The 14,077-nt window shown below is 67.9% G+C and carries 10 protein-coding genes; 1 reads left to right on the top strand and 9 read right to left on the bottom strand.

What is annotated here, in order from left to right:
- Positions 1-14: 14 nt before the first annotated feature.
- The 8 genes from CAP40_RS08335 to CAP40_RS08305 all read right to left on the bottom strand — a co-directional run bounded on the left by CAP40_RS08335 (position 15) and on the right by CAP40_RS08305 (position 8,303).
- Positions 15-698: a response regulator gene (locus CAP40_RS08335; RefSeq protein ID WP_086128914.1), complete on the bottom strand. Its 684-nt coding sequence runs from the start codon at positions 696-698 to the stop codon at positions 15-17.
- Entirely contained in the window at positions 695-3,355 is a 2,661-nt protein-coding gene (locus CAP40_RS08330) for a sensor histidine kinase KdpD (RefSeq protein WP_086128913.1), read from the bottom strand. Before CAP40_RS08330 ends, CAP40_RS08335 begins: the two co-directional genes overlap by 4 nt.
- Positions 3,352-3,951, bottom strand: a complete 600-nt coding sequence (gene kdpC / locus CAP40_RS08325; RefSeq protein ID WP_086128912.1) for a potassium-transporting ATPase subunit KdpC — start codon at positions 3,949-3,951, stop codon at positions 3,352-3,354. Before kdpC ends, CAP40_RS08330 begins: the two co-directional genes overlap by 4 nt.
- A gap of 123 nt (positions 3,952-4,074) precedes the next feature.
- Positions 4,075-6,087: a potassium-transporting ATPase subunit KdpB gene (kdpB, locus tag CAP40_RS08320; RefSeq protein ID WP_086128911.1), complete on the bottom strand. Its 2,013-nt coding sequence runs from the start codon at positions 6,085-6,087 to the stop codon at positions 4,075-4,077.
- Between the two features lie 11 nt (positions 6,088-6,098).
- Entirely contained in the window at positions 6,099-7,799 is a 1,701-nt protein-coding gene (gene kdpA / locus CAP40_RS08315) for a potassium-transporting ATPase subunit KdpA (protein WP_086128910.1), read from the bottom strand.
- A gap of 12 nt (positions 7,800-7,811) precedes the next feature.
- Positions 7,812-7,901 (bottom strand): K(+)-transporting ATPase subunit F, encoded by a 90-nt coding sequence (kdpF, locus tag CAP40_RS08310; RefSeq protein ID WP_086128909.1) that lies wholly within the window; start codon positions 7,899-7,901, stop codon positions 7,812-7,814.
- Between the two features lie 11 nt (positions 7,902-7,912).
- Positions 7,913-8,050: a hypothetical protein gene (locus tag CAP40_RS20405; RefSeq protein ID WP_179187987.1), complete on the bottom strand. Its 138-nt coding sequence runs from the start codon at positions 8,048-8,050 to the stop codon at positions 7,913-7,915.
- On the bottom strand, positions 8,010-8,303 hold the full coding sequence (locus CAP40_RS08305; protein ID WP_086128908.1) for a hypothetical protein: 294 nt from the start codon (positions 8,301-8,303) through the stop codon (positions 8,010-8,012). The genes CAP40_RS20405 and CAP40_RS08305 overlap by 41 nt, the downstream gene beginning before the upstream one ends.
- A 192-nt stretch (positions 8,304-8,495) precedes the next feature.
- Here CAP40_RS08305 and CAP40_RS08300 point away from each other — a divergent pair, with 192 nt between their 5' ends.
- Entirely contained in the window at positions 8,496-10,394 is a 1,899-nt protein-coding gene (locus CAP40_RS08300; RefSeq protein ID WP_086128907.1) for a potassium transporter Kup, read from the top strand.
- A 195-nt stretch (positions 10,395-10,589) separates the two neighbouring features.
- Here the strand turns inward: CAP40_RS08300 and CAP40_RS08295 are convergent, their stop codons facing one another.
- A complete protein-coding gene (locus tag CAP40_RS08295; RefSeq protein WP_086129374.1) occupies positions 10,590-13,916 on the bottom strand; it encodes a TonB-dependent receptor domain-containing protein in 3,327 nt (1,108 codons plus the stop codon).
- Positions 13,917-14,077 lie beyond the last annotated feature (161 nt).

The following is a 14,077-nucleotide window of genomic DNA, read 5'->3' as shown; positions in this document are numbered from 1 at the left end:
GTCCGGCCCCGGGTTCAAGCCATCAGGCGATAGCCCACGCCCGGCTCGTTGCGGATTACCGACGGTGCCGCCGCGTCGTCCTCCAGCTTGCGGCGAACGCCGCGCGCGGCGACGCGGAGATATTCGACGTCATGCTCGTGCCCCGGCCCCCAGACGGTCCGCAGCAGCTGGGCGTGGGTCACCACGCGCCCGGGATGCTTGGCAAGCTCCGCGAGAAAGCCGAATTCCTTGGGCGTCAGATGCACTTCCTCGCCGCCCTTGCGCACCAGCCGCGCGCCCAGGTCGATCTCGATCGCATCGATCCGCACCACCGGCATCTCGGCCTCCACCGAAAGGCGGTGGCGCAGCGCGGTGCGCACGCGAGCGAGCACTTCCTCGGTATCGAACGGCTTGGTGACATAGTCGTCCGCGCCCAGGTCGAGCGCCGTGACCTTCTGCTCGGTCGCATCGCGCGCGGAGACGACGAGCACGGATGCGCCCGCCGCCTTGAGCAGCGGCACCAGCTCCAGCCCGTCGCGATCGGGCAGGCCAAGATCGAGCAGCACAGCCTCGGGCTTGTCGATCTGCATGGCGATCAGCGCATCGCGCGCGCTCGCCGCCTCGACCACCCGGTAGCCGGCACGCCCCAGCCCCGCGCCGAGCAAGCGACGGATCGCCGGCTCGTCGTCCACCACCAGAATTTTCGCCTGCTGGCTCATTCGCCTGCATTTCCTTTCCGTAGCAAGGCTTCCGGGAAGCGGATGGTGAAGATCGCCCCGGCCCGGTCGGTGCGGTTCGCCGCGGAGACGCTCAGCCCCATCGCCTCGGCAAATCCCTTTACGATGGCCAGGCCGAGCCCGGTTCCCCCCTTGCGGTCGGAGCCCTCGATCCGGGTGAAGGTCTCGAAGATCCGCGCCTCGTCGCCCGGCGGCAGGCCGGGGCCCTCGTCCATCACGCTCAGCGTCATGCTGCCCGGCTGGCGGCGCGCGGTGAGCGTGATCGACGAGCCCGGATCGCCATATTTTCCGGCATTCTCGATCAGGTTGATCAGGCAGTGGTGGAAGAGCTGCGGATCGACCGAGGCGAAGGGGAGCTCGGGCGGCACGTCGAGCCGCACCGGATGGTCCTCCAGCACCCGCCGCAGGTCGTGCACGGCGGCGGCGACAGCCTCGGCCAGGTCGACCGGCTCGATCGACTGGTGGAGCGCCCCCGCTTCGATCCGCACCATGTCGAGCAGGTTGGCGACGAAGCGGTTGAGCCGCTCGGCCTCGGCGCGGGCAGCGGACAGCTGTTCCCCCTGCCCCTCGCTCGCCGGCCGCATCTCGCCCAGCATGCCGAGGATGGTGGTGAGCGGCGTGCGCAGGTCGTGGCTTACCGAGGAGAGCAGGGCCGCGCGCAGCCGGTCGCGCTCCTTGAGCTGGGTCACCATCGCCATCTCGCTCTCCAGCGCGATCCGCTCGAAGGCGAGCGCGGCCTGGTCGAGCAGGCTGAGCAGCAGCGGCAGCTGGTCCGAGCGCAGCGGATTGCCCGCGTCGATGCGGGCGACGCCCAATACCCCAAGCGCCCGCCCGCCCGCCGCAAGCGGATGGAACAGCCATTCCGAGGCGGTGAGCGTGTCCGAGCCGCGCCCGGCCGGGCTGTTGTGATCGAACGACCATTGCGCCGCCGCCTGCTCGATCATCTCGAGGCGATCCTCGGGCGGATAGGCCGCGCGCAGCCCCAGCTGGCCATGTTCGGGGAGCAGCAGTACCGCGCTCACGTCGAGCAGCCGCGCAACTTCGGCGCAGAGCGTCTGGCCGAGGTCCTCCTGCGTGCTCACCCCGGTCAGCAGCCGCGCGAAGCCGGCCAGCGTGCTGTTCTGCGCGGCGCTGCGCTGGGCCAGTTCCGCCTGTGCCCGCACGCGCGCGGCGAGCTGGCTGGAGACCACCGCCACGCCCATCAGCACCAGCACGGTGATGATGTTCTGCGGGTCCTGGATGGTGAAGGTCCGGGTCGGCGGGATGAAGAAGAAATTATAGGCGAGCGACGAGACCAGCCCGGTCACCACGCCCGGGCGCACGCCGTAGCGCGTCGCCGCAACCATTACCGGCAACAGGTAGAGCAGCCCGATATTGGTGATGTTGCCGAGCGAGAAGATCGTCGCCCCCAGCACGGTGACCGCGACGACCAGGCCGAGCGACACGACATAGTCGACCGGGGATCCCCATCGGCCGCGCGGGCGGGGATGCCGACCGCGTGCGGGCGCTTCGAGCATCGGCAGCACATGCACCGCGATGCCGGGAGTCTCGCGCACCAGCCGGTCGACCACCGAGCCGTGCCGCAGCTCGAACCAGCGCGAGCGCGCCGACTTGCCGACGATGAGCTGGGTGGCGCGCGCCTCGGCGGTGAAGCGCTTGAGGCCCTCCAGCACCGATTCCGCCGGCACCGTCGCCACCTGCCCGCCGAGCTGGCTGGCCAGGTGAAGCGTCGCGGCGACCTGGGCATTCTCCGCGTCGCTCAGCCGGGCGGTGCGCGGTGTTTCGATGTGCACCGCGGTCCAGGGCGCGCGCAGGCCGTCGGCGACGCGCTTGGCGGCGCGGACCAGCTCGGCCGAGCCGGGCAGCTCGCTCACCGCCACCACCAGCCGCTCGCTGGCCGCCCAGGTGCCGGCCAGCGCATGGGTGCGCAGATAGTCGAGCATCTGCGCGTCGACCGCCTGCGCGGCCCGGCGCAACGCCAGCTCGCGCAACGCGGTCAGGTTCGACTTGGAGAAGAAATGCCCCAGCGCGCGCGTCGCTTCCTCGGGGACATAGACCTTGCCCTCGCGCAGCCGCTCGATCAGCTCGTCGGGCGGCAGGTCGACGATCTCCAGGTCCGCCGCCTCGAGCACGCGGTCGGGAACGGTCTCGCGCACGCGCACCTTGGTGAAGGAGGCGACGACGTCGTTCAGGCTCTCGATGTGCTGGATGTTGACGGTGGAATAGACGTCTACCCCCGCCGCGAGCAGTTCCTCGATATCCTGGTAGCGCTTGTCGTGCCGGCTGCCCGGCGCGTTGGTATGGGCGAGCTCGTCGACCAGCACCAGCTGCGGCGCACGGGCGAGGATCGCGTCGATGTCCATCTCGGCGATGGTCCGGCCATGATATTCGACCGGGCGGCGCGGCACGATCTCCAGCCCCTGCACGAGTGCCTCGGTCTCGACGCGGCCATGCGTCTCGACCACGCCGATGACGACGTCGATGCCCGCCTTGCGCCGCGCCGCGGCCTCGGTGAGCATCTCATAGGTCTTGCCCACGCCCGGGGCGGCGCCGAGGAATACCTTCAGGCGGCCGACGCCCTCCTGCGCGGCGGCGCGCAGAAGGGCATCGGGATCGGGTCGCTGATCGTCGTCGCTCACTCGGCGGCTTTTGCGCCCTGCGCCGCCTGCTTGTCGAGATCGCGATTGAGCGCGAGCACGTTGACGCGCGGTTCGCCCAGGAAGCCGAGCAACGGCTGCTCCACATGCCTGCCCACGATCGCACGCACCTTGTCCACGCCCAATCCTCGCGCCCCGGCGACGCGGCCCACCTGGAAAAAGGCCGCCTCGGGGCTGATGTCAGGGTCGAGCCCCGAGGCGGAGGTGGTCACCAGATCGGCGGGAACCGAATTTCCTGGTGCGGAACGATTGGCGGCGGCGTCCTTGGCGATGCGATCGACGAGCGCCTGCGAAGTCGGGCCGAGGTTGGAACCGGAGGACGCGGTGGGGTCGTACCCATTGGTGCCGGCGGCCGAGGGGCGGCCGTGGAAATAGCGCGGGCTGGCAAATCCCTGGCCGAGCAGTTCGGAGCCGCGCACCTGGCCGCTCTCGACGATCAGGCTGCCATTCGCCTGGTGTGGGAAGGCGAGCTGGCCGATGCCGGTGAGCGCCGCCGGATAGGCGAGCCCGAGCAGGGCGGCGAACAGAAGCGTCAGGACGAGCGCCGGACGGAGAGCGGTGGTGAGGTCCTTCAACATTTCTTGTTCTTCCTTCTTTCCTCCCCCTCCCGCTTGCGGGAGGGGGCGGGGGGAGGGCCTGTGACGAGAGGTGGGGACAGGCCCTCCCCCAACCCCTCCCGCAAGCGGGAGGGGAGTTCTCGGTCACGCCAGCCCCAGCCCCGCCACGACCAGATCGATCAGCTTGATCCCCGCGAACGGCGCCAGCACCCCGCCCAGGCCATAGATCGCCAGGTTGCGCGCCAGCAGCGGCCCTGCCCCGATCGGGCGGTATTTCACGCCCTTGAGCGCAAGCGGCACCAGCGCAGGGATGATCAGCGCGTTGAAGATGATCGCGGAGAGGATCGCGCTTTGCGGGCTCGCCAGCTGCATCACGTTGAGCACGCCGAGCGACGGATAGAGCGCGACGAACATCGCCGGGATGATCGCGAAATATTTCGCGATGTCGTTGGCGACCGAGAAGGTGGTCAGCGCCCCGCGCGTCATCAGCAGCTGCTTGCCCAGGCCGACGATCTCGATGAGCTTGGTCGGATCGCTGTCGAGATCCACCATGTTGCCCGCCTCGCGCGCGGCCTGGGTGCCGGTGTTCATCGCCACGCCCACATCGGACTGGGCGAGCGCCGGCGCATCGTTGGTGCCGTCGCCGCACATCGCCACCAGGCGGCCGCCCTGCTGCTCCTTGCGGATCAGCGCGAGCTTGTCCTCCGGCGTGGCCTCGGCGAGGAAATCGTCCACCCCGGCCTCGGCGGCGATCGCCGCGGCGGTGAGCGGGTTGTCGCCGGTGATCATCACGGTGCGGATGCCCATGCGGCGCAGCTCGCCGAACCGTTCGCGCACCCCGGCCTTGACCACGTCCTTGAGCGCGATCACGCCGAACAGCCGGCCGTCCTCGGCCACCGCCAGCGGCGTCTGGCCCTGACGGGCGATCTCCTCGGCGATGCGGCGCAGGTCGCCGCCCGCCGCCGTCTCGCCCAGGCCCGGATTGGCGCGCAGCACCGCGTCGACCGCGCCCTTCTGGATCAGCGTGGAACCGATGCGGACGCCCGAGATGCGGGTCTGGGCAGTGAAGGGAATGACCTCGGCGGTCTTGGGCAGGCTGCGGATCTCGACTGCATATCTGCCCTGGGCGAGCGTCACGATCGAGCGGCCCTCGGGCGTCTCGTCGGCCAGGCTGGCGAGCAGGGCGGCCCGCGCCAGCTCGTCGGTGGTGACGCCGCCCAGCGGGCGGAACTCGCTCGCGGCACGGTCGCCGATCGTGATCGTGCCGGTCTTGTCGAGCAGCAGCACGTCGATATCGCCCGCCGCCTCGACCGCGCGGCCCGACTTGGCGAGCACGTTGAAGCGCACCAGCCGGTCCATGCCCGCGATGCCGATCGCGGAGAGCAGGGCGGCGATCGTGGTCGGGATCAGGGTGATCAGCAGCGCCGCCAGGATCGCCACCGGCACCTGCCCGCCCGCATAGGCGGCGAAGCCGGGAATGGTCGAGACGGCGATCAGGAAGATGATCGTCAGGCCGACCAGCAGGATGGTCAGCGCGATCTCGTTCGGGGTCTTCTGGCGCTCGGCCCCTTCCACGAGCGCGATCATCCGGTCGAGGAAACCCTGGCCCGGCTCCTGGGTGACGCGCACCTTGATCCGGTCCGAGATCACCCGCGTGCCGGCAGTCACCGCCGAGCGGTCGCCGCCCGCCTCGCGGATCACCGGCGCGCTCTCGCCGGTGATCGCGCTTTCATTGACCGAGGCGACTCCCTCGATCACTTCGCCATCGGCCGGGATCAGGTCGCCGGTCTCGACCAGGACGACATCGCCCTTCTTCAGCTGCGAGGCCGGAACGGTCTTGCCGTTCGGCAGCCGGGCGGTGAGCTCCGACTTGGTGGCGCGCAGCGACGCGGCCTGGGCGCGGCCCCGCCCCTCCGCCAGCGCCTCGGCAAAGGTGCCGAACAGCACGGTGAGCCACAGCCAGACGATGAGCTGGATCTGGAAGGCCAGGGAGAGGCTGGTGCCGCCGATGAAGAGCAACACGGTGAGGAGGAGCGCGACCACCGCGGTGGTGAAGAGCACGGGGTTCTTCACCAGCTGGCGCGGATCGAGCTTGGTGAACGCGTCGCCGATGGCGGGGCCGATCAGGGCGGGCGTGAACAGGGTTGCGGTCGTCATGGAAGGGGACCTCAGAAGAGCTGGCCGTGGATCATCGCGAGATGATCGGCGATGGGACCGAGCGCGAGGCTGGGCAGGAAAGTGAGCCCGCCCAGGATCAGGACGATGCCGACGAGCAGGCCGACCCAGAGCAGGCCGGTGGTCGGGAACGAGCCCGCACTTTCCGGGTGCACCTTCTTCGCGGCCAGGCTGCCGGCAATGGCGAGCGCGGGCACGATGATGAAGAAGCGGCCGACCCACATCGCGGCGCCCAGCATGCCGTTGTAGAAGGGCGTGTTCGCGCTCAGGCCGCCAAAGGCCGAACCATTGTTCGCAGTGGCCGAGGTGAAGGCGTAGAGGATCTCGGTGAAGCCGTGCGGCCCCTTGTTGAACGGCCCGGCAAGCCCCGCCGGCAGCACCGAGGCGAGCGCGGTGCCACCCAGGATCATCAACGGCAGCACCGCGATGGCGAGGACGGCGAGCTTGACCTCGCGGCTCTCGATCTTCTTGCCGACATATTCGGGCGTGCGGCCCACCATCAGCCCGGCGACGAACACCGCGAGGATGGCGAAGAGCAGGAAGCCGTAGATGCCCGCGCCGACGCCGCCGATCACGACTTCGCCGAGCTGCATGTTGAACAGCGGGATCATGCCGCCGAGCGGGGTCAGGCTGTCGTGCATCGCGTTGACCGCGCCGCACGAGGCCGCGGTGGTCACCACGCTGAACAGGGCGCTGGCCGCGATGCCGAAGCGGACCTCCTTGCCCTCCATGCTGCCCCCGGCGAGGCCGAGATGATGGAGCGCCGGATTGCCCGCGGCTTCCTGCCAATAGGTGACGGTGGTGCCGGCGACGAACATCACCAGCATCGCGGCGAGGATCACCCAGCCCTGACGGCTATTCCCCACCGCCCTGCCGAACGTGTGCGTCAGGCCCGTGCCGATCGCCAGGATCGACAGCATCTGGACGAAGTTGGTGAGCGCGCCCGGATTCTCGAAGGGATGCGCCGAATTGGCGTTGAAGAAGCCGCCGCCATTGGTGCCGAGCATCTTGATCGCTTCCTGGCTGGCCACCGGCCCCATCAGGATCGTCTGCCGGGCGCCTTCCAGCGTCGTCGCGTCGACCGAGGACAGGAAGGTCTGCGGTACGCCGCTCGCGATCAGGAACAGCGCATAGACGATGCATGCCGGCAGCAGCACGTAGAGCGTCACCCGGGTCATGTCGGCCCAGAAATTGCCGATCCCGCTCGCCTGGCGCCGCGCGAAGCCGCGGAACAGCGCGAAGGCGATCGCGATGCCGGTCGCCGCCGACAGGAAATTGTGGATGGCGAGGCCGAGCATCTGGCTCAGGATCGACAGGCTCTCGCCCGAATAGCTCTGCCAGTTGGTGTTGGTGGTGAAGCTCACCGCCGTGTTGAAGGCAAGGTCGGGCGACTGGCCGGCCAGCCCGCGCGGATTGAGCGGCAGCAGGTCCTGGAAGCGCAGGATGCAATAGGTGAAGGCGAAGGTCGCCAGCTGGAACGCCAGCATGTGCAGCGCATAGCGGCGCCAGCCCTGCTCGGCGTTCGGATCAACGCCGGCGAGCTTGTAGAAACCGCGCTCGACCGGGCCGAGCACGCGGTGGAGCGGCGTGCGCCGCCCTTCATAGATGGCGAAGAGCCAGCTCCCCATCGGCTTGGCCAGCGCGACGAGGAGGAGCAGGAAGACGAGGATCAGCATCCAGCCTTGTACGGTCATGGTGAAGTCCGATCAGAAGCGCTCGGGCCGGACGAGCACGGCCACGAGGTAGATGAGCAGGCCCAGGGCGGTGAGCCCGGCGAGCGCGAGCGGCAGCGGCATGGCGTTTCTCCTCAGGCCTGGTCGCAAAGGCGGACGCAGGCGAGCGTGAGCAGGAACAGCCCCGCGAGCGCTCCCAGCCAGATCAGGTCGTTCATGGTCTTCTTTCCCCTATTGGCGGCGATCGCGGCGCCGATTGTCGAAGCGGACATGGCGGGGCGGCACGGGGATCAGCCGGAACAGGCCCGGCCCCTCGATCAGCAGCGCCCAGCCCAGCGCCCAGGCGATGACGGAAAGCACGGCCTCGCCGAACTCGGCGGGGTCGGCATTGTGCAGCGGCGGGCGGTGGATCGAGGCGATGAGCGCCCACACCGCCAGCGCGCAGCCGCCGAGCAGCAGCGCGCCGCCCAGCCGCAGCCCGGCCTGTGCCGGCCAGCCCCCGGCTCCGCTTTCCAGACGGCGCATCAACGCACCCACGATGAATCTCCCGGACAGGATGTCGCGAGCGGCGATGTGGGGCGGAGGCCAGTTAAGGTTCCACGGGGAAGTTCGGGCCCCGCATAAAGATTCCATAAAATCGTTGGCAGCGGCCGAAACCTCTGAATACTAGGCGGGCTCGACGGCGCCGAAGGGGGAGCCGGCAGGGAAAGGTACGCCTTGAACGCGACGCAGACCGCCGAAACCGGCCATTCGCCCGGCCATCAGGATCGGCTCGGCACGCTCGCCGTCGGCGCGATCGGCGTGGTGTTCGGCGATATCGGCACCTCGCCGCTCTATTCGCTCAAGGAAAGCTTCATCGGCCATCATCCGCTGGCGGTGGACCGCGAACATATCTTCGGCGTGCTCTCGCTGGTCTTCTGGACGATGGTGCTGGTGGTGACGGTGAAGTACGTCATCATCATCCTGCGCGCGGACAACAAGGGCGAGGGCGGCAGCCTGGCGCTGCTCGCGCTGATCGCGCGCAAGCTGGGCGAGACGCGCTGGACGCCGTGGGTGACGATATTGGGCGTGATCGCCACCGCGCTCTTCTATGGCGACGCGATCATCACGCCCGCGGTATCCGTGCTGTCGGCGGTGGAAGGGCTCGCCACGGTCGAGGACTCGCTGTCGCAGCTGGTGCTGCCGATCAGCATCGCCATCCTGATCGGCCTCTTCATGATCCAGTCGCACGGCACCGCGCGGGTCGGCAGGCTGTTCGGCCCGGTGATGGTCTTCTATTTCACCGTCATCGCGGTGCTCGGCGTGATCGGGATCGCGCGGAGCCCCGACATCCTGTGGGCGCTCAACCCGTGGTACGCGCTCAACTTCTTCCTGCTCGACCCTATGCTCGCCTTCCTGGCGCTGGGATCGGTGGTGCTGGCCGTGACCGGGGCCGAGGCGCTCTATGCCGATATGGGCCATTTCGGCCGCAAGGCGATCATGGTCTCCTGGCTCTATATCGCCTTCCCCTGCCTGATGCTCAACTATCTCGGCCAGTCCGCGCTGCTGCTGAGCAACCCCGCCGCGGTGGAGAACCCGTTCTTCCTGCTGGCGCCGGACTGGGCCCGCCTCCCGCTCGTCATCCTCGCCACCATGGCGACGGTGATCGCCAGCCAGGCAGTGATCTCGGGCGCCTTCTCGGTGACGCAGCAGGCGGTGCAGCTCGGCTTCCTTCCGCGCCTGCGCATCCGCCATACCAGCGCCAAGGCGGCGGGGCAGATCTATGTCCCGCTCACCAACTGGCTGCTGCTGATCATGGTGATCCTGCTCGTCCTCGGCTTTCGCAGCTCGAGCAACCTGGCCGCCGCCTATGGCATCGCGGTGACCGGCACGATGTTCATCACCGCCTGCATGCTGGGCGTGCTCACCTTCGCGGTGTGGAAATGGCCGCCCGTGGTGGCCGGGCTGGTCACCGGCGGCTTCCTGCTGATCGACGGGCTCTATTTCGCCTCGAACGTCACCAAGATCCCCGATGGCGGCTGGTTCCCCCTGCTGGTGGCGGCGATCGTCTTCATCCTGCTCACCACCTGGGCAACCGGGCGCCGGCTGGTCCGCGCGCGGCTGCACGAAGGGGCGATGCCGATCCAGATCTTCATCCAGTCCGCCGGCCATTCGGTGCAGCGCGTGCCGGGCACCGCCGTGTTCCTCGCCAGCACCGACGACATCCCGCCCGCGCTGCTCCACAACCTCAAGCACAACAAGGTGCTGCACGATCGCGTGGTGATCCTCACCGTGGCGATCGAGCAGGTGCCGCACGTCGCCCCCGAAGCCCGTGCCGAAGTGAAGCCGCTCGGCGAGGGCTTCTACCGGATCGTCCTCCATTATGGCTTCATGGACGAGATCGACATCCCCGCCGCGCTCCATGCGCTGGGCGAGGCCGTGGGCGAGAAGTTCAAGGCAATGGAGACGAGCTATTTCCTCGCGCGGCAGACGCTGATCGCCTCGGCCCGGCCCGGCATGGCGATCTGGCGCGAGAAGCTGTTCGCCTGGATGGTCCGCAATGCCGAAAGCGCGATGGAGTTCTTCAAGCTGCCCACCAACCGCGTGGTCGAGCTGGGCAGCCAGGTGGAGATTTGAGCCGGCTCCCCTCCCTGGAAGGGAGGGGTTGGGGGTGGGCGATGCACGCAAGACGGCCAACCCACGCCACGCGACGCCAGTATCGCCAGGACGCCACCCACCCCCTGCCCCTCCCTTCCAGGGAGGGGAGCCAGACGCGAACCGCGCGGCGCCAGCCGGAAAGGGGGCGGATCGCCGCCCCCTCCCCCAAAAATGTCAGAAGCTCATGCGCAGGCCGGCGGTGATGATCCGCCCGGTGCTGGCATAGGTCTGGCTGACCGGGTTCGCCGCATACATGGTGCGATATTGCGGCGCGTTGGTCATGTTGCGGCCCTCGAGCGACAGCTTGGCGAACTTGGTCACCGCATAGGACATCGCGAAATCGATGTTCAGCTGGTTCTCGTTGTAGCCGAAGTCCGCGAACACCGGCGAGTTGCAGGGGCCGCCGCCGACGGTGGTGGTGCCCACCGAGCAGGTGCCCGTCGCCAGCGGGAAGCGGTTCACATAGCGCGCGCGCCACGCGCCCGAGACGCGGGCCGAGAACTTGCTGTCCTCGTAATAGAGCGTCGCGTTGAACGCGTCCGGCGAGGTGTTGAGGAACGGCCCCTCGGCATAGCTGTTCACCGCGGTGCCCGACACCGTCTGGCTGGTGCTCAGCGCCGTGCCCGTCAGGTAGCTCAGGCTCGAATCGATGTGCGTATAGTTCGCGATCACGCCGAAATGCTTGAGGAAACCGGGCAGGAAGAAGAAGTCGGTCTGCAGATTGACTTCCACGCCCTGGATATGGCCGCCGGGCGCATCCTTGAACTGGCGGATGCCCCAGGTGCCGCCCGCGGTGGTATAGCCGAGCAGCGCGGGGTTGGTGATGAAGGTCAGCACCTGCTGGTACACCTCGGGCTCGAACACCGCCGATAGCGGCGCCTCGAGCGCCACCTGCTGCGGGAAGGTGTCGATGTTCTTCTTGAACAGGTTCACCGCGATCAGGCCGTTGTTCGCGAAGTATTTCTCGAAGCTCAGGTCGAGATTGGTCGCGCGGAACGGGTTGAGATAGGGATTGCCCACCGTCAGCGTCGGCGCCGTGCCGTTCGCGTTCAGGCTGGTGGTGAAGGCAGTTGTGCCCGGCGTCAGGCTGGCGAGCTGCGGCCGCGACATCACCTTGGACGCGGCGAAGCGGACGAGGAAATTGTCGGCGACTTCCCAGTTCGCGTTCATCGCGGGCAGCCAGTCCCAATATTCGTTCTTCGCGGTTACGCCGAGGCCCGCGACGCCGTCGGCGCCGCCGACATTGCCCGAGCCAGAGACGCGGGTATTGGCGACGCGCATGCCGATATTGCCGCGCAGCGGCCGGCCGAGCAGGTTGACGTTATAGTCGACCTGGAAATAGGCCGACACGTCGTTCTCGGTCACGCCCGAGCGCTGCCGCCCGTCGACCACGGCGCGGAAATCGCCCCATTTGTTCACGCAGTTGCAGTTGATGCCGAACTGATTGATGAACTTCTTGATATCGGGCGCATAATAGCTGGTCGGCGTGCCCTGCGTCACGTTCAGCCCCTGGCCGAAGCCGATGGTCTGGCCAAGATCGGTGATGTTGAGCCGCGCTTCGGCCAGCGTCGGGTTGATCGCCTCGATCGACTGGTTGCGCCGCCCCTGGTCGCCCGAATAGGCGAACTGCTTCGCGGTCCCGCCGAAGCGGATCGACATCTCGGGCAGCGCTTCATAGGTGAAGTTCACCCGCGCCACCTTGAATTCATTGTCCACGGTGTTGGTGAAGTAGCGGATCGTCGACAGGCCCTTCACCAGCGTCCAGCTGTTCGGGTTCGCCACGTCGAAGCCCGGCTTGAAAACCGGCATCTTGCCGCCGGCGCGCTCGTCGAAGGTGTAGCCGTCCTGGTCGATCGCGTTGAACTCGGCAAGCAGGCCATAGGCGCGGAATTGCGATTTCGACCAGCCGCCCGTCGCATCGGCATAGAAGCCCGGCGCGAGTTCCTGATGGACGTTCAGCGTCACCTGCTTGAAATCGGTCCGGCCGAACTGGGTATCGGCGAAGCTGCGCCAGTCGACATCGTCGAGGACGAGATAATCGGCCTGGCCGGCGCTGTTGACGTGCGCCTCGCGGATCTTGGTGTTCGGGCGGCCGAGCAGTTCGTTGTAATAGCCGATCTGGTTGGCGGTCGCGACATAGCCCGGCGAGGCGGGGTTGTTGTAATAGTCGAACGGATTGAGGTTGTTCGGGTTCAGGCTGTTGAAATAGCCGGCGAGCGGGGCCTGGCCGACGCCGTTGCCCGCCTGGTCGCCGTTGCAGTCGATGATCGCGCTGGGCACGCAGTTCGCATAGAGCGCGACGCGGTCGGCATAGCCATTGGCGGTGCCGATCGCGCGCAACCCGTTGGCGCCCGTCCCCACCACGCGCGCATTGGTGCCGTTGCGGTTGAGGCCGATCGGCGTGATGCCGGTGTTGTTGCTGTTCTGGTCGTAGCGCGAGAAGACGCCGTCCAGCGTGATCTCGGTGCCCGGGCCCGGCTTCCACTGCATCGTCGCGGTGGCGCCGATCCGCTCATAATCCAGATATTGGCGCCCGACCGAGGGCAGGCCCGGGATGATCGTGGTCGGCGTGACCAGCGCATAGGCCGCCGGGTCCGAGCCGAAGGTGGCGCCGGTGCCCTGGTTGCTCGGGCGCGCGAAGCCGAAGACGTTCGGCGTCACGCCGGCGATCTGCGAGTTGCGATAGGTATATTCGAACACGCCGATGTTGCGGCGATAGGCGTCGATCTGCTGTTGCTGCTTCTGGTAGGCGCCCGAGACGAGGATGCCGAAATTGTCGGTCACCCGCACCGAGGCGAGGCCGGTGAAACGCGGATTCCACTTCTTGCCGTTCTCGCGATACTCGGCTTCCGCGCCCACGGCGAAGCGGTTCTTCTTGTACGAGAGCGGGCGGCCGGTCGTCAGGTCGATGATCGCGCCGAGCGACCCCTCGTCATTCTCCGCCGCGGTCGACTTGGTCACCTTGATGCCGCCGAACAGTTCGGAGGCGAAGGTATTGAAGTCGAAGCCGCGCGAGCGGTTCGCGCCGGCATCGGACTGGTTGCCGCCCGAGATGTTCTGCGCATCGGCGCCGTTCAGGCGGACCATCTGGAAGTCACCGCCCAGGCCGCGCACGGTGATCGTGCGTCCCTCGCCATTGTCGCGGTCGATCGAGACGCCGGGCAGCCGCTGGATCGATTCCGCCAGGTTCGCGTCGGGGAAGTCGGCAATGTCCTCGGCGGTGATCGCGTCGACGATCTGGTTCGAATTGCGCTTGATGTTGACCGAACTGGCCAGCGAAGCGCGGAAACCGGTGACAACGATCAGGTCGCCGCTTTCCGTCTGGTCCTGCGGCGCCGCCTGCGGATCGTCCTGCGCGACGGCAGTGACCGCAGCGGCGGTCTCGGTGGCCTGTGCCCAGGCCGGCGCCGCCGTCAGCAGCGCCATGCCGAGCGCGCCCAGCGCCGTCGTGCCGCGCAACGCCGAACGGCGCGCGGCAAGGGTGTCAGCGATAGAAAGCATGGATTCCTCCCCCAAAGTCTTCTCATCGACAAGCATGAATCGATGCGCCCGATGGAGCCTGGAATCAGGGTGCGACGCAGCATTGCGGAAAACGACGCAAGCCGCTCCGCAAGATCCAGCCATGTCGCGACTTGCCCCCTCCCACGCCCCTCTTGCGGATC

Origin of the sequence: Sphingomonas sp. IBVSS2 (genome assembly GCF_002127225.1) — a bacterium.
Classification (GTDB): Bacteria; Pseudomonadota; Alphaproteobacteria; order Sphingomonadales; family Sphingomonadaceae; genus Sphingomonas.
The sequence above is the reverse complement of the archived record's forward strand: the minus strand, read 5'-3'. Positions and strand labels throughout refer to the sequence as shown.